Origin of the sequence: Aeoliella fuhlenseeensis (assembly GCF_052161615.1) — a bacterium.
Classification (GTDB): Bacteria; Planctomycetota; Planctomycetia; order Pirellulales; family Lacipirellulaceae; genus Aeoliella.
In genome coordinates this window covers 3,082,027-3,104,475 of record NZ_CP197417.1, presented here as the reverse complement: position 1 = coordinate 3,104,475, position 22,449 = coordinate 3,082,027, and the positions used below count along the sequence as shown (strand labels likewise).

Here is a 22,449-nt window from a genome sequence, read left to right as displayed (position 1 = left end):
CTAATGCTCGCCAGCGTGTTCGCCCTGGCGTTCTCGCCAGATGTGTGCCTGGCGCAAGATGCGCCCGAGGCGACTGCCGAAGTAGATGTGGCCGAAGTAGAAGTTGAGGAAACGCCGGCACTCGGCATGGACTACGCCCTCAACACGATCCTGCTGTTCCTGTCCGGCGTGCTGGTTTTCATCATGCAGGCCGGCTTCGCGATGGTCGAGTCGGGCCTTAATTCCGCCAAGAACGCGGTGAACATCCTGTTTAAGAACACGATGGACATCTGCGTCGGCGTGCTCTTGTACTTCTTCATCGGCTTCGGCTTGATGTATCCCGGCAACTATGGAGTGGATGTTACAGAGAAACCCTACTTCGCGTTCGGCGGTGTCGGTCTCGATGGCTACTCCGGGGGCACGCTCTACAGCCCCGCTGCCGATTGGTTCTTCCAAGCGATGTTCGCCGCTACCGCTGCAACGATTGTTTCGGGTGCGGTGGCCGGTCGTATGAAGATCGGGGCTTACTTGATCTACAGTGCCGTGATTACTGCCTTCGTGTATCCCATCAGTGGTTACTGGAAGTGGGGCGGCGGATGGCTCATGCAGTTCGAGAACGGCATGAAATTTCAAGACTTTGCTGGCTCGGCTGTTGTGCACGGTGTCGGTGGTTTCGCTGCTCTCGCTGGTGCATGGATCATCGGTCCTCGCCTCGGTCGATTTGTAGCCGGCAAGAGCGTTCCTCTGCCTGGTCACAGTCTGCCGCTGGTTGCCCTTGGCGTGTTCATCCTGTGGTTCGGTTGGTACGGCTTCAACCCTGGTAGCCAGTTGGCTTTCGCCGACGCTGCTTCGGCTCAAGCGGTCACTCGCATCGCCGTCACGACGACTTTGGCTGCTGGTGCCGGTGGCTTGGTTGCCACGCTCTTGAGCTGGGCGATGTTCGGTAAGCCCGATCTGTCGCTAGGTCTCAACGGTATCTTGGCAGGCCTCGTGAGCATCACCGCCTGCTGCGATTGCATGACCTACGAAATGTCGATCCTTGTGGGTGCCATCGGTGCGGTGATCGTGATCCTCGCCACCATGATGCTAGAGAAGTTGCAAATCGACGATCCCGTGGGTGCCTTCCCTGTCCACGGCATGTGCGGCATCTGGGCATGCCTGGCGATCGGCATCCTGCCCAACTCGCACACCACCCAGTCGGTGGCCGAGAAGTTTGCAGGAGCACCCATCGAAGACTTCGTCGCGAAGACCGACTTCATGACGCAGCTCATCGGTACGGCAGCGATCTGCGGTTGGGCCTTTGTTACCATGCTGGCCCTCTTCGTGATCATGAAGACCGCGGGCATCCTGCGGGTAAGTGCCGAGGACGAGCAAGCTGGTCTCGATATCAGCGAGCACGGTATGCAAGCCTACGGTTCGCACTAAGTAGTAGCTAGTCCAACGCGGCCTATACGGTTTGGGTGGGTTCACCGCCTGGCCCACCCAAACCAAGGCCCGGTTGGAAATGAGACACAAGAGTTTGGCGGAACGAGTGATACACAAGCTGGCCTAAAACGGTTTGGACAGGTTCACCGCCTGGCCTGTCCAAACCAGGGCCTGCCTGAGAGATCGAAGGGCGTGACCCAAAACACAAGCTGGCCTCCACGGTTCGGATGAGTTTACCGCCTGGCTCATCCGAACCAAGGCCTGCTACTAAAGAGACAAGAGTCAGGCGTGATGCAAGAACACAAGCTGGCCTAACACGGTTTGGACAGGTTCACCGCCTGGCCTGTCCAAACCAGGGCCTGCCTGAGAGATCGAAGGGCGTGACCCAAAACACAAGCTGGCCTCCACGGTTCGGATGAGTTTACCGCCTGGCTCATCCGAACCAAGGCCTGCTACTCAAGAGACAAGAGTCAGGCGTGACGCAAGAACACAAGCTGGCCTCCACGGTTCGGATGAGTTTACCGCCTGGCTCATCCGAACCAAGGCCTGCTACTTAAGAGACAAGAGTCAGGCGTGACGCAGAACACAAGCTGGCCTCCACGGTTCGGATGAGTTTACCGCCTGGCTCATCCGAACCAAGGCCTGCTACTCAAGAGACAAGAGTCAGACGTGACGCAAGAACACAAGCTGGCCTCCACGGTTCGGATGAGTTTACCGCCTGGCTCATCCGAACCAAGGCCTGCTACTCAAGAGACAAGAGTCAGGCGTGACGCAGAACACAAGCTGGCCTCCACGGTTCGGATGAGTTTACCGCCTGGCTCATCCGAACCAAGGCCTGCTACTCAAGAGACAAGAGTCAGACGTGACGCAAGAACACAAGCTGGCCTCCACGGTTCGGATGAGTTTACCGCCTGGCTCATCCGAACCAAGGCCTGCTACTTAAGAGACTAGAGCCAGGCGTGCACCAAAACACAAGCTGGCCTAACACGGTTTGGACAGGTTCACCGCCTGGCCTGTCCAAACCAGGGCCTGCTAAAGAGATCCAAAGGGTGTGACCCAAAACACAAGCTGGCCTCCACGGTTCGGACAGGTTTACCGCCTGGCCTGTCCGAACCAAGGCCTGCTTTAACGGCGAGCGTTGTGAACAACACAAGCTGGCCTCGCTCAGGTGCGAGCAGGTTTACCGCCTGGCCTGCTCGCACTTGAGAGGCTTGCTCCCCATTTAAGCTGGCCTTCCATGGTTCGGATGAGTTTACCGCCTGGCTCATCCGGACCAAGGCCGGTTTACGGAAAATCAGCCGGCGGCCGGAACAGTACACAAGCTAGCCTCGTGCGGGTGCGGATGAGTTTACCGCCTGGCTCATCCGCACCCGGCAGGCTTGCCACGAACAGGGGACCCTTCCACAAGGGACGAAGGCCTGCGGGGCCACATTCTTCAGGGTTGCTTCTTTCTCATGCAACCCTCTCCGCGACCAAGCGTTGCCACCCTCCAGTCCAGAAGGATGCCCCACAAGGCTTGGGTGGTTTCACCGCCTGAACTGCCCAAGCCCGGGGTGTCCTTATTTCATCTCCGCGAGGAGTCGGAAGGCTTGATTCGCTCTCGGCAGCGGCTTCCGATAGCGGCACCTAGTCGCGGATGCTAAACTTGGGGGAGTTGCTTCGCTAATTTGCTCGCCCCACACCTCTCTAAACTCCCGCCCGTATGAAGCTCATCCTCGCCATTATCCAGCCCAGCAAGCTCGAAGAGGTGAAAGCCGCCCTTTCGGAAGTCGAAGTGGTCCGCCTCACCATCATGGATGTCCAAGGCTTTGGCCGGCAAAAAGGCCAGACGGAGGTGTACCGCGGACACGAGATCTCGGTGAACCTACTTCGCAAGGTGCAGCTCCAAATCGCGGTGAACGAGGATTTCGTAGAGCCGACGATCAACGCCATCATCCGCGGTGGTCGAACCGGCGAGACGGGCGAGATTGGCGACGGTAAGATTTTTGTGCTGCCGCTCGACGATTGCATTCGCATCCGTACGGGCGAGCGGGGGCCGGAAGCCATCTAGCTACATCGCCATCCATCATGAACCTTCGCATTGTCATCCTGGTTCTGATTGCTATCGCATGGATGGGATGCAGTCGATCATCCACGCCAGTATCGCAACTGCCCAGTAAGTCGAAGAGTTTGGCAATAGCGGGCCTGCCCGTTCAGTTAACCGTGAACCAGCGGTCGACGACCGAGATACCCGGATCTGGCGGCAAATTGTCGGTTACGGTGGACGACGTCACGCGTGGGCAGACGATGGTTAGCATCGTACGCACGGGTGACGCGCCGCTACTGGGCCCTGCGTCGATGAAGCAGGGGGACATCCAAGAGTTTCAGATCGATGGCGTCCGCTACACGCTCCAACTCACGCAGCTCAATAATGCATTGGTAGGCGAGGATACCGCAGCGCTTACGTTCGACACATCTAGTGGCAAGACACTGTCGGACAGTGACAAGATCGAGCTGTTGATTCAGCATGTCCATGCGATGGAAGGAGCTGTATTCATTCGCAATGGCACGCAGCACACGCCAAGGGAAGCGGCGGAACATATGCGAGAGAAATGGAATGCCGCAGGCGACAAGCTCAAGTCTGCGTCGGACTTTATTGAACACGTCGCATCGCGATCGTCGCTTACAGGAGAAGTGTACCAGATACGCACGGCCGACGGACGCACCACGCCCGCCGGAGAAATGCTTCGCGATCATCTCGCAGCGATAGAACGCGGGGAGTAACCCACGTTAGCACCAGAAGCGTCTATCGCTTCACCGCCACCCGCTTCTGAGCACGGGCCTGGAGCACCAATCGCTCGCGGATCGCCATCTCTTCGGGGTTCGAAGTCTTGCGAGCTAGGGCTTCCTGCAACTGGTCGTCGGCCGCAGCGGCGTTGATGTCCTTCGGTGAAATCGCGCGGTTGGTGAGGACCGATACGATGTTGTCCTGCACCTGGACGAACCCGCCATCGACGTAGTACGTCGAGGTCTGGCTACCGACCTTGTAACGCAGTTCGCCGAACCCTAGCCGGCCGATCATCGGTGCGTGGGTGCGACCGATGCCGATCTCGCCATCGAACAGCGGCAACGCGACGAACTCGGCCGCGACGTCGAGCGCGGTCGATTCAGGCGTGACGACGATCAGCTTGAGGTCGCCAGAAGTTAGGGGGCTATCGGCCATGTTAGTACCTTAATGTCTCGCTCGCGAGTTACTTCTGCGACTTCTTCCATTGCTCTTCGGCCTGTTCGATCGGGCCGACGTACATGAAGGCGCTTTCGGGCAGGTGGTCCCACTTGCCATCGCAGATTTCTTCGAAGCTGCGAATGGTGTCGGCGAGCGGAGTGATTTCGCCCGGCTTGCCGGTGAACACTTCGGCCACGAGGAACGGTTGCGACAAGAACCGCTCGATGCGGCGAGCGCGATGGACGATTTGCTTGTCTCCGTCGCTCAATTCGTCGACGCCCAGAATCGCGATGATGTCCTGGAGTTCGCGGTAGCGTTGCAGGGTGGTTTGCACCCGGCGGGCACACGTGTAGTGACGCTCGCCCACGTACTGCGGATCGAGCACTCGGCTGCTCGAAGCCAAGGGGTCCACTGCCGGGTAAATACCCTTCTCGGAAATCGAACGCTCGAGGTAGATGAAGGCGTCGAGCTGACCGAACGCGGTGGCCGGTGCAGGGTCGGTCGGATCGTCGGCCGGAACGTACACGGCTTGCACCGAGGTGATGGCACCCTTGCTGGTCGACGCGATGCGCTCCTGCAGGGCACCCATCTCGCTGGCGAGCGTCGGCTGGTAACCTACGGCCGAAGGCATACGACCCAAGAGGGCCGACACTTCGCTACCCGCTTGCGAGAAGCGGAAGATGTTGTCGACGAACAGCAGCGTGTCGGCACCCGTCTTATCACGGAAGTATTCGGCCATCGTTAGCGCCGACAGGGCAACGCGAAGACGCGAACCTGGCGGCTCGTTCATCTGGCCGAACACCATGCAGGTCTGATCGATAACGCTCTTGCCGGTGTCGCCGATCTTGGCTTCCTGCATTTCGAGCCACAGGTCGGTCCCTTCGCGGGTCCGCTCGCCCACGCCTGCGAACACCGAGTAACCACCATGGGCACTCGCGATACGGGCGATGAGTTCGGTCAAGATAACCGTCTTGCCGAGACCAGCACCACCGAACAGACCGGCCTTACCACCGCGAACGAACGGGGCAAGAAGGTCGATCACCTTAATACCGGTCTCGAAGATTTCGGTCTTTGTTGCCAGGTCCTTAAGGTCCGGGGCGTCGCGATGAATGGGCCAACGCTCCTCGGTTGCAACGGGACCGCGGCCGTCTACCGGTTCCCCGAGCACGTTGAATACTCGGCCCAGTGTTGCTTCGCCGACCGGCACGCTGACAGGACCGCCGGTGTCAAGACATTCCTGACCTCGAATCAAACCGTCGGTGCTACCCAGAGCGATGCAACGAACACGGCCACCACCCAAGTGCTGCTGCACTTCGCCGGTGAGCTTGATCTGAACGCCCTTGTTGTTGGCTTCGATCCTCAACGCGTTGTAAATTGCCGGCAGCTTGCCTTCTTCGAACTCCACGTCGAACGTCGAGCCGATGACCTGCGTGATATGACCAATGTTTCCGGTAGCAGTTTGCATGGTCTCTAAGTGTGGTTAGTGGTCCGTAGTCTGTGATACTTGTGGGGTGTGCGTTGGGGGCGATCGCTAGCTAATCGCCTCGACGCCGCCGATCAGGTCCATCAGTTCCGAAGTGATGCGGCCTTGGCGAGCGCGGTTGTACTGCATGCTGAGTTGCTTGATCAAATCGCCCGCATTCTCGGTGGCGCCCTTCATGGCGACCATCCGCGCGATCTGCTCGCTCACAGCCGTATCGAGGAAGCACTTGAACAACTTGATGCGGAAGCTGGTCGGCACCACTTCTTCAAGAATGCTTTCGGGAGAGGGAAGGAACTCGTAGACTGTGGTACCCGTCGCCGGTTCGGCAGCCCCAACGTCGAGACCACCAAGTGGCAGTAGCGTTTCGATGGTCACGAACTGTTTCGACACCGACTCGAACCGCGTGTAAACCACGTCGAGGCGATCAAGCTTTCCAGCGGCGAACTCTTCCAGATAGCGATTGGCAATCGTCTCGACTTCGGCGTAGGAAGGCTTGTCTTCGAACTGGGTGTAGCAGTGGTCTACGGCAACCTGCCCTTGCTTGAAGGCACCCAACCCACGCTTGCCGCTCACTTCGACGCGAACGCGTTGCGATTCTTGCTTCATCACCTTGAGGTGATGGAAGCCGGCGCGGCTCACGTTGCCGTTGAAGCCGCCGCAGAAGCCACGATTGGCGGAGAGTACCAGCAGCGTCGCATTCTTGGTTTCGGCACGCTGTTCGAGCAGCGGGTGCTCGACCGACACCCCCGCGTTTACCAAGTCCTTGACCAACTTCATGATCTGATTGGTATACGCCGTCGCGGCGCTGGCTCGGTCCATCGCTTTACGGAACCGCGCGGTGGCGATCAATTCCATCGTCCGCGTGATCTTGCGGATGTTCTTGATTGACTTGCGTCGCTTATCTAGCTCGCGTGGATTGGCCATGAATGCTTGGGACGGAAATCAGTCCGTCGGTCGTGTTCTCGTGTAGCGTGGGTTGAAGCAGGGGAATGAACTTTGTTCTACGACTTAGCTCCCTTAGCGTTCCATTGACCTTGGAAGTCCTTGATGGCCGCTTCGACCATCTCGACGATGTCGTCGTCCATCGCCTTACGCTCGGTGAGAGCCTTCCGAACTTCGGGCTTCTGGTCGTGCATGAAGGTCAGGAATTCGCGCTCCCACTTGGCGACCTCCGGCACAGGAATGTGGTCGAGGTGGCCCTTGGTGCCGGCGTAAATGATCAGCACTTCGTCGGTGACGCCCATCGGGGCGTATTGACCCTGCTTCAGCAGCTCGACCATGCGATAGCCGCGGTCGAGACGTTGCTGCGTTTCGGGATCGAGTTCGGTACCGAGCTGAGCGAATGCTTCTAGTTCCCGGAACGCTGCCAAGTCGAGACGCAGACCACCGGCCACCTTCTTCATCGCCTTGATCTGGGCGTTACCGCCCACGCGAGACACCGAAATACCGGCGTTCATGGCGGGCTTCACACCGGCGAAGAACAAGTCGGGCTGCAGATAGATCTGGCCGTCGGTGATCGAAATCACGTTGGTTGGAATGTACGCCGACACTTCGCCTTCGAGCGTCTCGATGATGGGGAGCGAAGTCAACGAACCCGCGCCGAGCGCATCCGATAGCTTGGCCGAACGTTCGAGCAACCGGCTATGGCAGTAGAACACGTCGCCAGGGAACGCTTCGCGACCTGGTGGACGACGCATGAGGAGCGACAGTTGACGGTAAGCGACGGCTTGCTTGCTCAAGTCGTCATACACGATCAAGGCATGCTGCCCGTTAAACATGTACTCCTCGGCCATCGCGGTGCCCGAGTAGGGGGCAACATACTGCAGAGGAGCGGGATCGCTCGCACCGGCGACGATGACCGTGGTGTAGTCCATGGCTCCTGATTCGCGGAGCTTCTCGATCACACCGGCAACGGTCGATTCCTTTTGCCCGACCGCGACGTAGAAACACTTCACGCCGCTTTCGCGCTGATTGATGATAGCGTCCACCGCCACGGCGGTCTTGCCGGTCTTGCGGTCGCCGATGATCAATTCGCGCTGGCCGCGGCCGATTGGCGTCATGGCGTCGATCGCCTTGATGCCGGTTTGCAGCGGCTCGGTCACTGGCTTGCGCTCGGCAACACCCGTGGCAATGACTTCCACAGGGCGGCGCTTAGTGGTATTGATCGGACCCTTGCCATCGAGCGGGTTACCCAGCGGATCGACCACGCGGCCCAACAGGCCATCGCCGACGGGGACGCTGAGGAGCTGGCCGGTGCTACGAACTTCGCCACCTTCGGCGATGGTCAGGTAGTCGCCCAGAATGATCACACCGACCGAGTTCTCTTCGAGGTTGAACGCCAAGCCGTTCACACCGTTTTCGAACTCGACCATTTCGCCGGCCATCACGCCGCTCAGGCCGTAGACCTGTGCAATGCCGTCGCCGACTTCCAGCACGCGACCGACCTCGCGAACGTCGAGCTGCGAGCTGTAGTTGGCGATCTGCGCCTTAATGACGGAGGCGATTTCGTCGCTATTGAATTTCATCGTGTGTGCTCCGGAATCGCGTGTCGATGGTTTCCGCAACCAACACGCGGAATAAAGTCGTTTACTTCGCTGTGAGTAGGTTCGTAAGAGGGAACGTGTCGCCCTGGCAACACACACTCACTTACCCACCTACCGCTATTACTTGTTAATCACTTGTCCAACATAAACTTGTCGGGCCGGCTTTCGATCGCGGCCACCGCACTCTCGACCATCTGCCGACGAGCCCGCTCCAACGTGGTACGGACCGAACCGTCGAAGACCGTATCACCGACCTGCACCACCATGCCGCCGATCAATTCGGGCTTCACATGGAAGTGGAACTCTGCGTTCACCCCCAATCGACTCTGCAGGGCCTGGCGGAGTCCATCGGTCAATTCCGTACTCAACTCGCTGGGGATGTAAACGCGAACTTCGTGCTCGCCTCGCATCTCGCCGACCAACTTATGAATCGCAGCAATGACCGGCCGAACCAAGATCTGCCGGCCGTTTTGAGACAGCGTCTTGAGCAAGTTGACTACCGGGGACGATGCCCGCGAGCCAAGCACGTTGTCAATCAACGCTTCCCGCTCTTCATGCGACATTACGGTCGAAGTCAGGCGGAAGTCGAACTCAGGGAACTTGTCGAGCACGTCCGACACCAACGAATCCAGCTCTTCCACCAGTGCGGCCTGGTCCTGCGAACTCGTCGCGGACAGGAAAGCCTTCGCGTAAATCCGCGCCAGCTGCTCCTGGTCGACGTCGAACACCGTTTCGGCGCTGCTCTGGTTGATCGAGGTGTCCATCGGCATGGGAAGACGCAAGGGGGGAAGGGCAGGGAGTCAATCGCAACGGTCAGTGTGCCGCCGAGTTAGTTCTTGCTTGCCAGACGGCTGGTGGCTTCGCGAACCAGGGCCGCTTGTTGATCGGCCGAAAGGTTTTGCTTGACCACCTTACCTGCAAGATCCACCGCCAAGTTGGCGCTCGTCTCGGCAAGTTGGCGGACCGCGCCGTCGCGGGCGAGATCGATATCACGAAGCGCCCGATCTTGGCGAGCCTTCGCCGCCGCGTCGGCCTCGGCAACAATCGTGGCCTTGGTCACTTCGGCGTCGCGACGAGCTTCTTCCAACATCTCGCGGACCTCGTCCTTGGCCATCGCCAACCGCGCTTCGTGCGCGGCCAGCAACCCCTTGGCTTCCTCGTGCTTCGCCTCGGCCGCAGCCAAGTGATCAAGCACCCGCTGCTCACGGGCATCGAGTGCCGTGATGATGGGGCCCCAGGCGAACTTCCACAACACGAGTAGCAAGCAACCAAAGATAATCGCGGTCCAGATTGCCAAGTCCGGATCGATGATTAGCGGATTGAGGGGGCCTTTCGAGGCAGCATGCTCTTCCCCGGCGTGCGCCGGGTCCGCTGCGACTGCCAGGCTGCATGCCATGGGCATCGATACATAGAACACGAAGGTCGCGATGCGAAGGAGCGAACTCCCGCCGCGTGACACGATCGATTTCATGGCAGTCATGGACTTACCCAATTTTCCGCTAAGCAAAGTCGAAGGAGGAACATGGCAACAAACCCTTGCACGCAATGCTACGTAGCCATCGCTGGCCTCGTAGCATCGCGAGTACTAGAGCAAGAAGCCGCAGATGGCGAGCGCGAAGAAGCCGGCACCTTCGATAAGGGCCGCGGCGATAATCATCGCGGTCTGGATCGAACCAGCGGCTTCGGGCTGACGCGACATGCCTTCGACGGCCTGACCGCCGATGCGACCAATGCCGAGGCCCATGCCCAGCAGCACCAGACCAGCACCGATACCACCGGCGAGCTTGCCGTAGCTGCGGTTGGCCAACGTAATCTGCTCCTCAGCAGTCAGCGAGGCACCAGCCACAGCAGTATCTTCTTCGGCGGGCTGAGCCATTGCGGGGGCGGCGAACAGGGCCATTACAAAGCACATCATGAACAGACGGAACAACTTGACCACGATTCTCAATCTCCTGTTTTAATTGTCAAACAATCGGCCGGTGGAAGTTCGGCCTTTATCGAATGGAAGAAACGACTAATGGGGGTGAACGGCAGCCCCGATGAACAGCGCTGCCAGGAACACAAACACATAAGCTTGAAGGAACGCGACGAACAGTTCGAGCAGGCTCAATGCCACCGCGGCCAACGTGCTGACCGGTGCGACGCCCGACGCCATCCAGGGGCCACCCGCGATTGCGGCCGCGGCAATAAACCCGACGATCACCGCCAGCACGATATGCCCAGCCATCATGTTGGCGAGCAAACGAACGGCAAGCACCGCGTGCTTGATGAGCAGGCCCAATATCTCGATCACGAAGATCATCGGAACGAGCAGTATCTTAAGCGGCCCCGGCAGGTCCATGTGAGGAACCTGGGCCTTGAGGAAACCGAACACGCCAAGTCGCAGCATGCCCGCTCCGACCGTCACCAGGAAGGTAATGAACGCCAGCGCGAGAGTCGTCGCCATCACGCCCGTCGGCGAACCCATCCACGGGATCATACCCGCTAGGTTGCACCCGAGGATGAAGAAGAACATCGTCAGCAGGAACGGCAGGAACTTGTCGGCGTCGTGCTCGCCAATGGCGGGCTTGGCGACTTTATCGCGAATGAATTCGACGAACACCTCGAGCAAGTTCCAGAGCCGACCGCGGGGGATTCCACCGTAGCGAATCCGCATCGCAAGTCCGATGAACAGCACCGCGATAACAATCGCCACCAGCAGTTCAATCATCATGAACTTCGTCAGGCGAAACTCGAGCGGTTCGAAGAAGTTATCGACCGTCGGATTGCCGGAAGACATCGTCCAGACCGGCGTGTCCTGCTTGAACGGCTGGGGGATACTGATGTGCCCGCCATGCCCACCGTTCTCGCCCGGCGCGAGACCTTGAGGGACGTGCCAGTAGTCCTGATCCTGCACGTGCTCGAACAGGTGGTCGGCGCTAAGTGGATTGTCTTTCGCCATGACGCTTTAGGCTGGGCCACTGGGTGGGACGGATCGGCGGTTCACTTCCGCAATCGACGACGACGCCCCGACGGCAATAGTTAGGAATTGAAAAGGAAGAAAATACAGGAAAAATGTCTTAGTTAACAGGTCCGGCTTGGCGATCGCTAACGCCAGTAGGAACCCTATCGGTAGCATCAATCGAACACACGTTTCGAGCAGTACGCGTGGCCACGCTTTTAAGCTCGGCGGGCTCCACTTCAACGTTGCTTTGCTCGCCACAAGCGTCGCCAACGACACGCCTACTCCGTACGCCACAAAGCGAACGGCTGCCCGCTTCTCATCGCCCGTCAGCAGCAGCAAAGTGGCTGCCACCATCGCGGTACCGACGACCCACTCGATGCCGGTACGGAGCATGGAAGTTGCCAGTCTTAGCTTCGCCTACTCGGAATCGCGGTGCTTGGTATCGCTGTGGTCGGGCACGGCCCGCTTGGGAGCGCTCGTTACGGACAACAAATGCGAGATCCCGCCCACAAGCCCAACGGCTGCTCCTAGCAGCGTGAAGCCCGGTGCGGTTCCCCAACTCTTGTCGGCCCAGCCTCCGAGGAGGGCGGGCACGACCATCATCAGGGTGACGGTGAACACTCGGCTCGCCCACAGGTACGCCACCGCGAACGGGGAGTTCTGTGGGTTGAGGTCGCCGGGATGATCCGCCTTCTTGTTGTCCGTAAGTCACCTGTGCTAAACAACTTACGATTTCGTAAGGCAAGTCCCGCGGGGTGCGAAATATGCCCCAAGTCTTTACGTGACAGCAATTTAAGCGGGGCGACTTGCACCGTCAACGGGTTGGACAGAGCAATTTGTGATTTTTTTCACAAACGAGGATCGGAGTCGTAAGTCCTTATGCAAAAGGGGGTTACAAATTATGGTGGGGATTTGCAAGCAAGTTCCGAACGGCCTTTCCTTGGCAGGTGCGACATTTTGACCACCTTTGAACGGCTGCGGGCTTCCGGCCACAAGGCTGACCTAATCCGAAAAGTTTCGCAAGTTGTTGTCAGTAAAGGGTTTGCGTCGACAAAATGCCCGGAATTTGGTTGCAATTGTTTGCGGGTTCGGTTAATATGGGGCATATCGAGTGTATCGGGCGGAAGGATTCTCGCGTCGCACGTTCCTCGTTCTGGGCGTTGGGTGTGGTATTGCGGTGATACCGATCCTCTAGACGGCCAGCAACGAAACCTCGACCCTTTTCGCCCCGCTGCGCACGAACTTACCCCTCACGTTCACCGTCCCACCAGTTGGGCGCCCAGCGTCGTCGAGCAGTCCCCTGCAGACCGGCATTGGACGCAGCTTAAGCGAACAGGTAGCAATGACCGCAGCCACACTCCGCACTTACACGTGCAAGGACCTCGCCCAGATGGCGAAAAAGGAGGGAGTCGCCGGCTGGCACTCCATGCGGAAGGAAGAATTGATCGACGCCCTGGCCAAGGCCTCCAAACGCCGCCGCCGTACCGGCGATCCTTCTGAAACCGACAGCGTAGCCTCGGCTGCGGCCGCGAGTCCGCTGGCGCGACTGAGCCCCGCCCAGCGCCACGCAAAGACCCGCATCGATGCCCTGCGAGCCCGCATTTCGCAGATGAAGAACATCGCCTCGCCCGCCGAGAGCGAGTCCGACAAGGATCGTATCGTCCTGATGGTTCGGGACGCCTACTGGCTGCAAGCGTTCTGGGAGGTGCGAGCCTCGAGCGTCGAACGTGCCCGGACCGCCCTGGGCCACAATTGGCACGGCGCAAAGCCGACCCTCCGCATCTACCGGGTGCTCGAGGATGGCAGCTCGACGCTGTACCGCGAGATCGCCATCCACGGCGGCGTGAATCACTGGTACGTCGACGTGAGCGATCCCCCCAACCACTTCCGTGCCGAGCTCGGTTACAGCGGCTCGAACGACGCCTTCTATTGCTTGTGCCGCAGCAACAAGGTGTCGACCCCCATGCCAGGTTCGACCGACGCGGTGAATGGCAATTGGAACGACGTGGCGGAAAACGCCGATCGCATCTACGCGATGAGCGGCGGTTACTCGCCGCAGGGGACCAGCATGGAGCTGCAGCAGTTGCTGGAAGAACGCCTGCAGCGCCGCATGGGTCGCCCCACCGAAACTCGTTTCGGCAACGGCGCTAGCAGCATGGTCGATAATCGCGAGGAGCTTAGCTTCGCCATCGACGCCGAGCTGGTGATCTACGGTGCCACCGCTCCGAATGCCCACGTCACGGTGGAAGGCGAACCTGTCACGCTGCGTCCCGACGGTACTTTCGCCGTCCGCATGCACCTCCCCGACCGCCGCCAGGTGGTACCGGTGGTGGCGTCGGCGCCCGATGGTGTTGAGCAGAAGACAATCATCCTTGGCATTGAGCGCAATACCAAAGAGCTCGAACCGATGCACCGCGACTCCATGCGATCGTTCTAAGGCCCTCAGGCGTTTTCGTTAGCAACGCGTTGGCCATGAAGATCGTCATTCCTGGTGGCAGCGGTCAAGTTGGCACCTTATTAGCTCGGGCGTTTCACGCTCAGGGCGTCGACGTGGTCGTTTTGAGTCGGCAGGACATCGATCGGCAACCGTGGCGGCACGTGCACTGGGATGCCAGAACGCTGGGGCCTTGGTCGACGGAGATCGACGGCGCGGACGTGGTGATCAATCTCGCCGGGCGGAGCGTCAACTGCCGCTACAGTTATCACAATCGCCAAGACATCAAGCACTCGCGGATTGACACCACACGGTTGGTTGGCCGCGCTATTTCCACCTCAAGGCGGCCGCCACGCGTTTGGTTACAAGCCAGCACAGCGACCATCTACCCCCATCGCTACGACGCCCCCAACGACGAAGTCACCGGCATTCTCGGCGGCGAGGAACCCGACGCCCCGGACACCTGGCGCTTTAGTATCGATGTTGCCAAGTCGTGGGAAGCGGCGGCCGATGAGTTTGCGTTGCACGAGACTCGGCTCGTCAAGCTTCGCTCGGCGATGGTAATGAGTCCCGATCGCGGCGGCATCTTTGACACGCTTTTGGGAATCGTCCGCCGTGGCCTTGGCGGCACTAGCGGCAACGGTGCTCAATACCTCTCCTGGATTCACGATGCCGATTTCATCGCGGCCGTGTGGTGGCTCATCGAGCACTCGAACTTGCGCGGCGCGGTGAACATTGCCTCGCCCAATCCTCTGCCCAACGCCGAGTTCATGCGCGAGCTGCGTGAGGCGTGGGGCACACGTGTGGGTCTCCCGGCAACCGAATGGATGCTCGCCATCGGGGCGTTCTTCATGCGAACCGAAACCGAGCTCGTCCTCAAGAGTCGGCGAGTTGTCCCCACGCGACTCCTTGAGAGCGGTTTCGAGTTTCAGCATCCGCAGTGGCAAGAGGCGGCAGTTGATCTCTGCCAGCGCTGGCGGCAAGGGCGTTAACCTTCGAGCCCGATGCTGGCAATGGCCGTGTAGTCGGCGCCCTCGCGCTTCAACCGGCTCGCGAACACCACGATCTCGTCGACCGTCTGGCTCGCCGCATCGTAATTCGTCAGCTTGGCGAGTTCTTCTGCCAACGCGACGGTTTCGGCCATGGTGAGTGTCCGGGCCGAGCGGCCGAGTGTCAGGTGGGGTACGTATCGCCGGCTCTCGCCGCGAAAGCCAAGGGGTTGAAGCTCCCTGTCGAGCGCCGCATGCAATTGTTCCAGCTTCTCGCTCCCTGTGCCCGCTCCAATCCATAGCGTCCGCGGTCGGTCGTTACTCGGAAACGCACCGACACCTACCGCCGACAGACTGAATGGCTCGATGTTGGCGAGCGCTCGCTCGGCCGCCTGGCAGATTTCATAGAGCTCCTGATCGTCGACGTCGCCGAGAAAATGGAGCGTCCAGTGCAGATTGGCCCGTTCGACCCACTTCACGTTGTCCGTGAGACGACGCAATCGCAGCAGCGCACGCTCGGCTCGTTCGACAATGTCGGGTGACGGTAGAACAGCGAGGAACGTGCGGGTCTTGGCCATAGTAGTAGGGGGGCGAGAATGAAAGCACTTGGTTGTAGCAAAGCCGCTCCTGACACGCGAGCGGTCAGTCGCGATTGTCGAACGGCCGCTCAAGTTGGTAGAGCAGCGATCAATGCTCGCCACCGCGCTCGCTATTTGATGATCACGCGACGACGTGATAAGCGTCAAATTATCGGCGTTTAAAAGAAAGTTCCGATTTCTTCGCTGTAGTCTGCGCCAACGTGAATCGGATTTGCAGGTAGATGCGGTGTAGGCCTACGAGTTTCTGGACAGCGCGAGGCAGTCGTTGTCCACACCGTTTCATAGCTCCACCACGGAGCGTTTACTTAGAGGGAGAATCATGCCAACTACACTGCGCAATTTCGCCGCCACGCTCGCGGCGGTCGGACTCTTGTCCTTTGGATCGATGACCATGGGTCAACAAGAAGCCGAACAACCACCGAGCGACCCGTCGTCGATCGAGAACATCGACCAGTCGGCCGACGTGTCCGAGATTCGGCCCGCCGACGAGATTGAATCCGCGAGGCCCGATACTCCGCCAGCAGATCCCAATAACCCTCCAGAGGACAACACGGCTGAAAACAACTCGGTCGAAGCGGATGCCAATGTGGATGCCGATGTTTCGGAAGAGAATGCGGCCAATAGCCCCGACGCAAATAGCCCCGATGCAAATAGGGAGGACGCCAACGCCAATCGCGGCGATGCAACCGACAACGTTCGCGACAACAACGCCGACCGCAATCGCGAAGAAGACCGGGAAAACCGCGACAATGCGGACGATGACAAGCAGCTATCGCCACCCGAAGTGCCCGAGCAGGCACGCGATCGCGACGCCAATGCCCGCGAGGACGTGAACGCCGATTGGCGGATGGTCGATCATGACGGAGTGACTTGGTTTTACTCCCCTAGTGGTCAGTGGCATATCCGCCAAGGCGACAGTAGAACCTGGCACGCCTACCACGATGGGATGCACCACGGCGATTTGCACCTAGGCCGAGATAGCTATAGCTACGACAACTATAACAGCGGCGATCGTTCGGTCATTCGTAACGATGGCCGGGCTAGTAACGATGGAGGTCAGGGCTACTCGACAGGCTATCGCGGCGAAGAAGTGTACCAGTCTGGCAACGGCGAGCAGCATGCCCAGCACGTTCGCTACGACCGCTGCGGTCGTGCTTACGTCTGCGTCAACGGCCGCGCCATGTACGTCGATGTGAGCGAAACTTCGCACGACGATCAGCCCTCGGACGGTCAACAGCCGACCATGGCGGATGAGCAGTACCAAGACGTACCTCCGCCGCCAGAGATGGACGATCGTGATAACGGTGGCAATGAACGGAGCAATGTTCCATCGCCACCCGCTCCCCCTAGTGGAGCCTAAGAGCATCGCGTCAAACACAAAGGCGGCGTCGAAGCAATTCGACGCCGCCTTTTGTCGTTAGGACGTTGGCATGTCGATTCAGAAGCTGAGCATCTTCTGGTACTCGACCATCCGGCCTTCGATATCCTCGCGAGTGATCTCCTTCATCCGCTCTAGGCCGAATCCTTCGACGTTGAAGCTCGCGGCAAGCGTTCCGTACGCCATCGCTCGCTTGAGTGTTTCCGGTTCGAAATTGTCTTGCTCGGCGAGGTAACCCATCATGCCACCGGCGAAGCTATCGCCGGCGCCCGTGGGGTCGATCACGTTGGCCGTCGGGTAGGCGGGGAGCACGTAGGTCTCGTGCTCGCCAAAGAACATGGCGCCGTGCTCGCCCTTCTTGATGATCACGAACTTCGGACCCATGTCGCGTACGGCGTGGCCGGCTTCGACGAGGTTTTCGGTGCCAGTGATCAACTTGGCTTCGCTGTCGTTGAGCACCAAGCCATCGAGCTCGCGCATCAGGGCTTCGAGATCGTCGCGCTGCGTTTGAATCCACAGGTCCATCGTGTCCGCCACGGCGAGGCGGCGGCCGGGAACCTGCGACAGCACCTTCATCTGCACGCTGGGCACCCCGTTGGCGAGGAAGACGTATTTCGCTTGGCGATAATCCTCGGGCAGCACGGGGTCGAACTGTCCGAAGACGTTCAACTCGACTTCAAGCGTCTCGCGGTCGTTCATGTTCGGTTCGTAGCGACCGGTCCAGGTGAACGTCTTCCCGCCGGCGACCTGCGACAGACCGCTCACATCGATGCCACGCCCAGCCAGCAGCTCAGTGTGCTCGGCCGGCCAGTCTTCCCCCACCACGCCGACGAGCCGAACGCTGGTGAAGAAACTCGCGGCGTACGAGAAGTGCGTCGCCGAGCCGCCAAGGCAGTTGTCGCGGCGAGCCTTAGGGGTCTCGATGTTATCAATAGCAACCGAACCAACGACAACCAGGGGCATGATGCTCGAATGGGGCTAGAGGAATTGCGCAGGATTTTCGAGCCGCCAGTATGCAACATGCACGCCGGTCGCTAAAGGGGGCCACTTCCCGTCACCAACGGCCCTACGGCAAGTCGACGATCTCTCCGCCGTCCTTTGTGAGCATTGCCTTGAAGACTTTGGGGTCAATCTCCGTGGCAATCCCAGCGGCGTGCCCATCGGCGAAGCCCGCAATGAAGACCCCCGCTCGCATGCCACCCAGACCTTTGAGCGGATCCTTTGGATCAAACTCCCAGTCGTCTGGCTTGGTCCACTCGACGGCACTCTCATCGTCCACCTCGAGGATCATGATCGTGTTCGACATCCCATCCTTTATGTCGCCGAATTCGGCTCCTGCGGAGGTGCCATCGAATACCATCCCTTCCCCGACCGGAGCCAGGTAGTTTGTCTTGCCCAAACTGGGGGCCAGCGCAGAACTAGTGCCGGCGAAGTAGAGCGGCATGAGCGGAATGAGTTTTCTGTTGTGCTCGCTGTCCCAAGGCTCGTCGAGATGAAACTGCTTGTAAAGTTCACCTCCTTCAAGGTACGGAAGCAACGCCACACGCCAGCTCAAAAGTGGCTTGCCGTCTTTACTGTAAATCGCGTGCGCGGGAAGCTTCTTCTGGGTATCGTGATAGTTGTGATACGCGAGCATTAGTTGCTTGGTATTGTTCATCGACATATTCCGCCGCGCCGCTTCGCGTGCCGCCTGAACGGCGGGTAGCAAGAGAGCGACAAGCACACCAATCACCCCCACGGATGCAATCTGGCTTCCACCGGCCTTCGCAGTGTCGAACAGCACAAAGGTGTTGCCATCTCGCTGTGGTACGAACAGATTCAAATAGCCATTCATCACCCGCTCGCTATAGGCGGCCATCGCCTGTTCGACGGGATTGGCGCTCGCACGCATTTGCGACAATTGAGCTTCCATATCAGCGCGCATCTGCGTTCGTGCCAGTTCGACCCCTTCGGCGAGCAGCGCTTCAATCTTCGCCGCGTCCGACTCGTTCGCAGCATGGAAGGAAAGCCGCGAGGGCACGCTTCCATCGAGCGTTACCGATAGTTCGGCCGATTCCAGGAGCGATGGAATGTCGAAAAACTTGTGCGTTTCGGGCGGAGCTTCTTGGGCGGCCTGTAGCATGCCGAGGCTAATAAGCGGGCGAAGGCCCACCATGTCGACCGCCACGTATAAATCGTCCTGCGTCCCTCGCTTGGTGGCGAGATCGACTAAAACTGAATCGGCCTTCCCACGATCGGGGCCCATCAACTTCTTCAGCATCCCTTCGCTGGCGACAACGAGCATCGTTTCATTCAGTACCATGAGGCAGGGGGCCGAGGGTTCGTTGCTGATCAAGCACGGTTTCCCCAGAATGTCGCCGGGCGTGGTGTGCGCGGTGAGTTCCGCGTCGAACTTGGTGAGGTCCCAAGCTTTGTCGGCCTCGACAAACATCGCATAAAACAAATTGGTCCCCAGCGGTGGCTCGACCACGAGCACCGCCCGCTCGATATTGGCGGGATCCATTCGCAAGTACTTCTCGCCCGCTGCTTTCGCCACTTCGATGGGTAGCATCGCGTTAGCGGGATTGGTCAGCACGCGTTTCGGTTTCAAGCTGGCGGCGACCACCGATTGCTGCGTCAGGAACGAGCGACTGATCGTTGGCTGTTCTTCGGCCTTGAGGGCCGCCGCGGGGGCGAGGAGCATCGCGAAGGCCAGCAGCACGCAAACATGCGGTGTGTTTCGGCCAAAGAGAAGAGATCGCATATCGACTCCTGTGAATGAGGTCGCGTAGGGACGATGTGCCAGAGTCTAACACGTCCCCGTTCCCGCTTCCACTACCGCGATGCTGAACTACAGCGTTTCCAGCAACCGTTCCAGTTGGTCGAGGTTCACCGGTTTCACCAGATGCTCGTCGAAACCAGCCGCGAGGGCTTGCTGGCGGTCTTCCGGCTCCGCGCGACCCGTGAGCGCCACCAGTTTCATGGGCGTCTCGCTTTCCTGCTGACGCAGCCGCTGTGCGACTTCGTAACCATCCATGTCCGGCAGGCCGATGTCACAAATCACTAAGTGAGGCTGAAACTCAAGGACTAATGTGATTCCTGTAGCGGCATCGGAGGCCGATTGAACCTCATGACCCAGGCGGGTGAGAAATCGTTCGAGCGGCAGACGCGAGTCACGCCGATCGTCGATCATCACCACGCGCAGCGATGGCTTATTGGTGCTTGAACTGGTGGATGAAATGGCCATGTCTGTTTCGGCCGTTCTGCCGAGATTCCTACTGCTTCGCCTGCTCTTTGCCCCACGTATCCCGCAGCGTCACCGTACGATTAAACACCGGCGCGCCAGGTTTCGAATCTACCGCGTCCGCCACGAAGTAACCGACACGCTCCCACTGGAATGACTCGCCGGGCTTCGCTTCGGCTAGCGCGGGCTCGATGCGTGCCGTGACGACTTCCAGCGATTTGGGATTCAGGTTGTCGAGGAACGTGCCACCCTCGGGGGCGGTATCGGGGTTTTCTGTCGCGAACAAGTGGTCGTAGAGCCTTACCGTCGCGGTCACTGAAGTCGCAGCGTCGACCCAGTGGATGGTGCCCTTCACCTTCTTGCCGTCCACGAGCGCCGTGGTGTCGGGATTGAACTCGCACTCCAGCTGCGCGACGTTCCCCGCTTTGTCCTTCACGACATTCTTGCAGACGATAATGCCGGCACCGCGTAGCCGTACTGCACCGCCCGGCTTCAAGCGGAAGAAGTCCTTGGGAGCTTCTTCCATGAAATCGTCTTCTTCGATGAAGATCTCACGCGATAAGGCAACGTCCCGCCGTCCGAGTTCGAGCTTCTGCGGGTGATTGGGGATATGGATCTCCAGCGGCTCGCCGGCCCGCACGTTGGTGAGCACCACACGCAGGGGTCGAAGCACCGCCATGCGGCGTTCGGCTCGGTCGTTAAGGTCGTCTCGAATCGCGTCTTCGAGCCACGCCATGTCGATCGTGCTGTTGAACTTCGCCACGCCGATTCGCTCGCAGAAGGCACGCATCGCTTCGGGCGTGTAACCGCGCCGCCGTAGACCGCGAATGGTCAGCATGCGCGGATCATCCCAGCCGGCCACGTGCTTTTCCTGTACCAGTTGCAGCAGCTTGCGCTTGCTCATCACCGCGTAGCTTAAATTGAGCCGCGCGAATTCAATCTGCCGTGGGTGGTGAATCTCCAGTTGGTCGAGGCACCAATCGTAAAGTGGGCGGTGGTTCTCGAACTCCAGCGTGCAGATCGAGTAGGTGATGCCCTCGATCGAGTCGCTTTGCCCGTGCGTGTAGTCGTACGACGGATAAATGCACCACTTGTCGCCAGTGCGGTGATGGTGGGCGTGCTTCACGCGATACATCACGGGGTCACGCATGTTGACATTCGGCGAAGCCATGTCGATCTTCGCCCGCAGCGTCCGCGACCCATCGGCGAACTCACCCGCTTTCATGCGTGCGAACAGGTCGAGATTCTCTTCGACGCTGCGATCGCGGTTGGGGCTGTTCTTACCTGGCTCGGTCAGCGTGCCGCGGTACTCGCGCATCTCCTCGGCGGTCAGGTCGCAAACGTACGCCTTGCCATCCTCGATCAGCTTCACTGCCCAGTCGTAGAGCTGGTCGAAATAGTCGGACGCGAAGAACAGCCGATCTTCCCAATCACCGCCGAGCCAACGGACGTCGTCGATGATCGAGTCGACGTACTCCTGCTCCTCCTTCGCCGGGTTGGTGTCGTCGAATCGCAGGTTGAACTTCCCGTCGTACTCCTTCGCCAGCCCAAAGTTCAGGCAGATGCTCTTCGCGTGCCCAATATGTAAGTAGCCATTCGGCTCGGGCGGGAACCGCGTGTGGACAACAACCTGCGGATTCTTCGCGCGATCGGCGTCGATGATCTGCTGAATGAAATTGCGAGACGGGCGGGAAGCTGGGTCGGCGGGGGGAACGGCGGGCATAGGGGTAAATCCTAACGGCGGGACGGGGCGACTCCCTTCGAGTCCAAGCCCCTGCACGGGTGGGGCATGTCTAAGTAATGTAGCACACACGGTTTACATTGAGTACGGGACTTGGTTCCAATCCGACCAGCAGGGCCAAATGGTTGTCGCGATCGTTCCTTACGGGATAATGGATCGTTAGGCGGCGAGTAGGATTTGGAGCGACACAACCCACCGAGTCGCCATCGTAACGCCCGCAGCGTTCGAGCGACTGGCACACCGATTGCAATCCCAAATGGGTCATCGTGTCCAATGGTTTTGAGCAACTTCGCACCACGATTGGAGTCAGCCATGCGAACTGTGACTTTCTCGGCTCTTGCAGCTTTGGTGCTGCTCGGCTTCGGCCAAAAAGCCTCTGCACAAGTCTACAACCAAACGGTGTACTACGCGCCGCAACCGACCACTTTCGTCCAGCCCGCACCCGTTGTAACTGCACCAGCGGTGAGTTACGTCCAGCCGACAACGGTCTACCGCCCCGTGCTGCG

Annotated in this window: 21 protein-coding genes; 6 read left to right on the top strand and 15 right to left on the bottom strand. The window is 59.5% G+C overall.

What is annotated here, in order from left to right:
• The first annotated feature begins 3 nt into the window (after positions 1–3).
• From SH292x_RS12280 to SH292x_RS12270, 3 genes are all read left to right on the top strand, one after another.
• Positions 4–1,404, top strand: coding sequence for an ammonium transporter (locus SH292x_RS12280; protein WP_442485857.1), 1,401 nt, complete (start codon positions 4–6; stop codon positions 1,402–1,404).
• A gap of 1,702 nt (positions 1,405–3,106) precedes the next feature.
• On the top strand, positions 3,107–3,454 hold the full coding sequence (locus SH292x_RS12275) for a P-II family nitrogen regulator (RefSeq protein WP_442481291.1): 348 nt from the start codon (positions 3,107–3,109) through the stop codon (positions 3,452–3,454).
• Between the two features lie 17 nt (positions 3,455–3,471).
• Positions 3,472–4,167, top strand: a complete 696-nt coding sequence (locus SH292x_RS12270; protein WP_442481290.1) for a DUF5329 family protein — start codon at positions 3,472–3,474, stop codon at positions 4,165–4,167.
• A gap of 22 nt (positions 4,168–4,189) precedes the next feature.
• Here SH292x_RS12270 and atpC read toward each other — a convergent pair whose 3' ends face one another.
• The 10 genes from atpC to SH292x_RS12220 form a co-directional block, all read right to left on the bottom strand.
• Positions 4,190–4,606: an ATP synthase F1 subunit epsilon gene (atpC, locus tag SH292x_RS12265; protein WP_442481289.1), complete on the bottom strand. Its 417-nt coding sequence runs from the start codon at positions 4,604–4,606 to the stop codon at positions 4,190–4,192.
• Between the two features lie 28 nt (positions 4,607–4,634).
• Positions 4,635–6,074 (bottom strand): F0F1 ATP synthase subunit beta, encoded by a 1,440-nt coding sequence (atpD, locus tag SH292x_RS12260; protein WP_442481288.1) that lies wholly within the window; start codon positions 6,072–6,074, stop codon positions 4,635–4,637.
• Positions 6,075–6,140: 66 nt separating this feature from the next.
• Complete coding sequence (gene atpG, locus SH292x_RS12255; RefSeq protein WP_442481287.1) at positions 6,141–7,016, bottom strand: ATP synthase F1 subunit gamma; 876 nt, start codon at positions 7,014–7,016, stop codon at positions 6,141–6,143.
• 77 nt (positions 7,017–7,093) lie between these two features.
• Complete coding sequence (atpA, locus tag SH292x_RS12250) at positions 7,094–8,617, bottom strand: F0F1 ATP synthase subunit alpha (protein WP_442481286.1); 1,524 nt, start codon at positions 8,615–8,617, stop codon at positions 7,094–7,096.
• A 149-nt stretch (positions 8,618–8,766) separates the two neighbouring features.
• On the bottom strand, positions 8,767–9,405 hold the full coding sequence (atpH, locus tag SH292x_RS12245; RefSeq protein ID WP_442481285.1) for an ATP synthase F1 subunit delta: 639 nt from the start codon (positions 9,403–9,405) through the stop codon (positions 8,767–8,769).
• A gap of 59 nt (positions 9,406–9,464) precedes the next feature.
• A complete protein-coding gene (gene atpF / locus SH292x_RS12240; protein WP_442481284.1) occupies positions 9,465–10,115 on the bottom strand; it encodes a F0F1 ATP synthase subunit B in 651 nt (216 codons plus the stop codon).
• Between the two features lie 105 nt (positions 10,116–10,220).
• Positions 10,221–10,574 (bottom strand): ATP synthase F0 subunit C, encoded by a 354-nt coding sequence (atpE, locus tag SH292x_RS12235; protein ID WP_442481283.1) that lies wholly within the window; start codon positions 10,572–10,574, stop codon positions 10,221–10,223.
• A 75-nt stretch (positions 10,575–10,649) separates the two neighbouring features.
• Positions 10,650–11,576 carry a F0F1 ATP synthase subunit A gene (atpB, locus tag SH292x_RS12230; RefSeq protein WP_442481282.1) on the bottom strand — a complete coding sequence of 309 codons (927 nt, stop codon included), beginning with the start codon at positions 11,574–11,576 and terminating at the stop codon, positions 10,650–10,652.
• Between the two features lie 6 nt (positions 11,577–11,582).
• The gene (locus SH292x_RS12225) at positions 11,583–11,972 is read right to left on the bottom strand and encodes a hypothetical protein (RefSeq protein WP_442481281.1); all 390 of its coding nucleotides are present in this window, start codon (positions 11,970–11,972) and stop codon (positions 11,583–11,585) included.
• Positions 11,973–11,996: 24 nt separating this feature from the next.
• Complete coding sequence (locus SH292x_RS12220; RefSeq protein ID WP_442481280.1) at positions 11,997–12,224, bottom strand: hypothetical protein; 228 nt, start codon at positions 12,222–12,224, stop codon at positions 11,997–11,999.
• Between the two features lie 697 nt (positions 12,225–12,921).
• On the opposite strand from SH292x_RS12220, the gene SH292x_RS12215 reads away from it, so the two are divergent.
• Positions 12,922–14,016: a DUF4912 domain-containing protein gene (locus SH292x_RS12215; protein ID WP_442481279.1), complete on the top strand. Its 1,095-nt coding sequence runs from the start codon at positions 12,922–12,924 to the stop codon at positions 14,014–14,016.
• Positions 14,017–14,051: 35 nt separating this feature from the next.
• The gene (locus tag SH292x_RS12210; protein WP_442481278.1) at positions 14,052–15,005 is read left to right on the top strand and encodes a TIGR01777 family oxidoreductase; all 954 of its coding nucleotides are present in this window, start codon (positions 14,052–14,054) and stop codon (positions 15,003–15,005) included.
• On the opposite strand, the gene thpR is transcribed toward SH292x_RS12210, so the two are convergent.
• A complete protein-coding gene (gene thpR / locus SH292x_RS12205) occupies positions 15,002–15,580 on the bottom strand; it encodes an RNA 2',3'-cyclic phosphodiesterase (protein ID WP_442481277.1) in 579 nt (192 codons plus the stop codon). The genes SH292x_RS12210 and thpR overlap by 4 nt on opposite strands.
• Positions 15,581–15,920: 340 nt before the next feature.
• Between thpR and SH292x_RS12200 the strand changes: the two genes are divergently transcribed.
• Positions 15,921–16,961, top strand: a complete 1,041-nt coding sequence (locus SH292x_RS12200) for a hypothetical protein (protein ID WP_442481276.1) — start codon at positions 15,921–15,923, stop codon at positions 16,959–16,961.
• 78 nt (positions 16,962–17,039) lie between these two features.
• Here the strand turns inward: SH292x_RS12200 and SH292x_RS12195 are convergent, their stop codons facing one another.
• From SH292x_RS12195 to SH292x_RS12180, 4 genes are all read right to left on the bottom strand, one after another.
• Entirely contained in the window at positions 17,040–17,942 is a 903-nt protein-coding gene (locus SH292x_RS12195; RefSeq protein WP_442481275.1) for a PfkB family carbohydrate kinase, read from the bottom strand.
• 103 nt (positions 17,943–18,045) lie between these two features.
• On the bottom strand, positions 18,046–19,722 hold the full coding sequence (locus SH292x_RS12190; protein WP_442481274.1) for a DUF1559 domain-containing protein: 1,677 nt from the start codon (positions 19,720–19,722) through the stop codon (positions 18,046–18,048).
• An 87-nt stretch (positions 19,723–19,809) separates the two neighbouring features.
• The gene (locus SH292x_RS12185) at positions 19,810–20,205 is read right to left on the bottom strand and encodes a response regulator (protein WP_442481273.1); all 396 of its coding nucleotides are present in this window, start codon (positions 20,203–20,205) and stop codon (positions 19,810–19,812) included.
• A gap of 28 nt (positions 20,206–20,233) precedes the next feature.
• Complete coding sequence (locus SH292x_RS12180; protein ID WP_442481272.1) at positions 20,234–21,925, bottom strand: glutamine--tRNA ligase/YqeY domain fusion protein; 1,692 nt, start codon at positions 21,923–21,925, stop codon at positions 20,234–20,236.
• Between the last annotated feature and the right edge of the window lie 524 nt (positions 21,926–22,449).

Coding starts and splice junctions, on each gene's coding strand:
- SH292x_RS12280 (WP_442485857.1), top strand. CDS start 4: ATGCTCGCCAGCGTGTTCGCCCTGGCGTTCTCGCCAGATGTGTGCCTG.
- SH292x_RS12275 (WP_442481291.1), top strand. CDS start 3,107: ATGAAGCTCATCCTCGCCATTATCCAGCCCAGCAAGCTCGAAGAGGTG.
- SH292x_RS12270 (WP_442481290.1), top strand. CDS start 3,472: ATGAACCTTCGCATTGTCATCCTGGTTCTGATTGCTATCGCATGGATG.
- atpC (WP_442481289.1), bottom strand. CDS start 4,606: ATGGCCGATAGCCCCCTAACTTCTGGCGACCTCAAGCTGATCGTCGTC.
- atpD (WP_442481288.1), bottom strand. CDS start 6,074: ATGCAAACTGCTACCGGAAACATTGGTCATATCACGCAGGTCATCGGC.
- atpG (WP_442481287.1), bottom strand. CDS start 7,016: ATGGCCAATCCACGCGAGCTAGATAAGCGACGCAAGTCAATCAAGAAC.
- atpA (WP_442481286.1), bottom strand. CDS start 8,617: ATGAAATTCAATAGCGACGAAATCGCCTCCGTCATTAAGGCGCAGATC.
- atpH (WP_442481285.1), bottom strand. CDS start 9,405: ATGCCGATGGACACCTCGATCAACCAGAGCAGCGCCGAAACGGTGTTC.
- atpF (WP_442481284.1), bottom strand. CDS start 10,115: ATGACTGCCATGAAATCGATCGTGTCACGCGGCGGGAGTTCGCTCCTT.
- atpB (WP_442481282.1), bottom strand. CDS start 11,576: ATGGCGAAAGACAATCCACTTAGCGCCGACCACCTGTTCGAGCACGTG.
- SH292x_RS12225 (WP_442481281.1), bottom strand. CDS start 11,972: ATGCTCCGTACCGGCATCGAGTGGGTCGTCGGTACCGCGATGGTGGCA.
- SH292x_RS12215 (WP_442481279.1), top strand. CDS start 12,922: ATGACCGCAGCCACACTCCGCACTTACACGTGCAAGGACCTCGCCCAG.
- SH292x_RS12210 (WP_442481278.1), top strand. CDS start 14,052: ATGAAGATCGTCATTCCTGGTGGCAGCGGTCAAGTTGGCACCTTATTA.
- thpR (WP_442481277.1), bottom strand. CDS start 15,580: ATGGCCAAGACCCGCACGTTCCTCGCTGTTCTACCGTCACCCGACATT.
- SH292x_RS12200 (WP_442481276.1), top strand. CDS start 15,921: ATGCCAACTACACTGCGCAATTTCGCCGCCACGCTCGCGGCGGTCGGA.
- SH292x_RS12195 (WP_442481275.1), bottom strand. CDS start 17,942: ATGCCCCTGGTTGTCGTTGGTTCGGTTGCTATTGATAACATCGAGACC.
- SH292x_RS12190 (WP_442481274.1), bottom strand. CDS start 19,722: ATGCGATCTCTTCTCTTTGGCCGAAACACACCGCATGTTTGCGTGCTG.
- SH292x_RS12185 (WP_442481273.1), bottom strand. CDS start 20,205: ATGGCCATTTCATCCACCAGTTCAAGCACCAATAAGCCATCGCTGCGC.
- SH292x_RS12180 (WP_442481272.1), bottom strand. CDS start 21,925: ATGCCCGCCGTTCCCCCCGCCGACCCAGCTTCCCGCCCGTCTCGCAAT.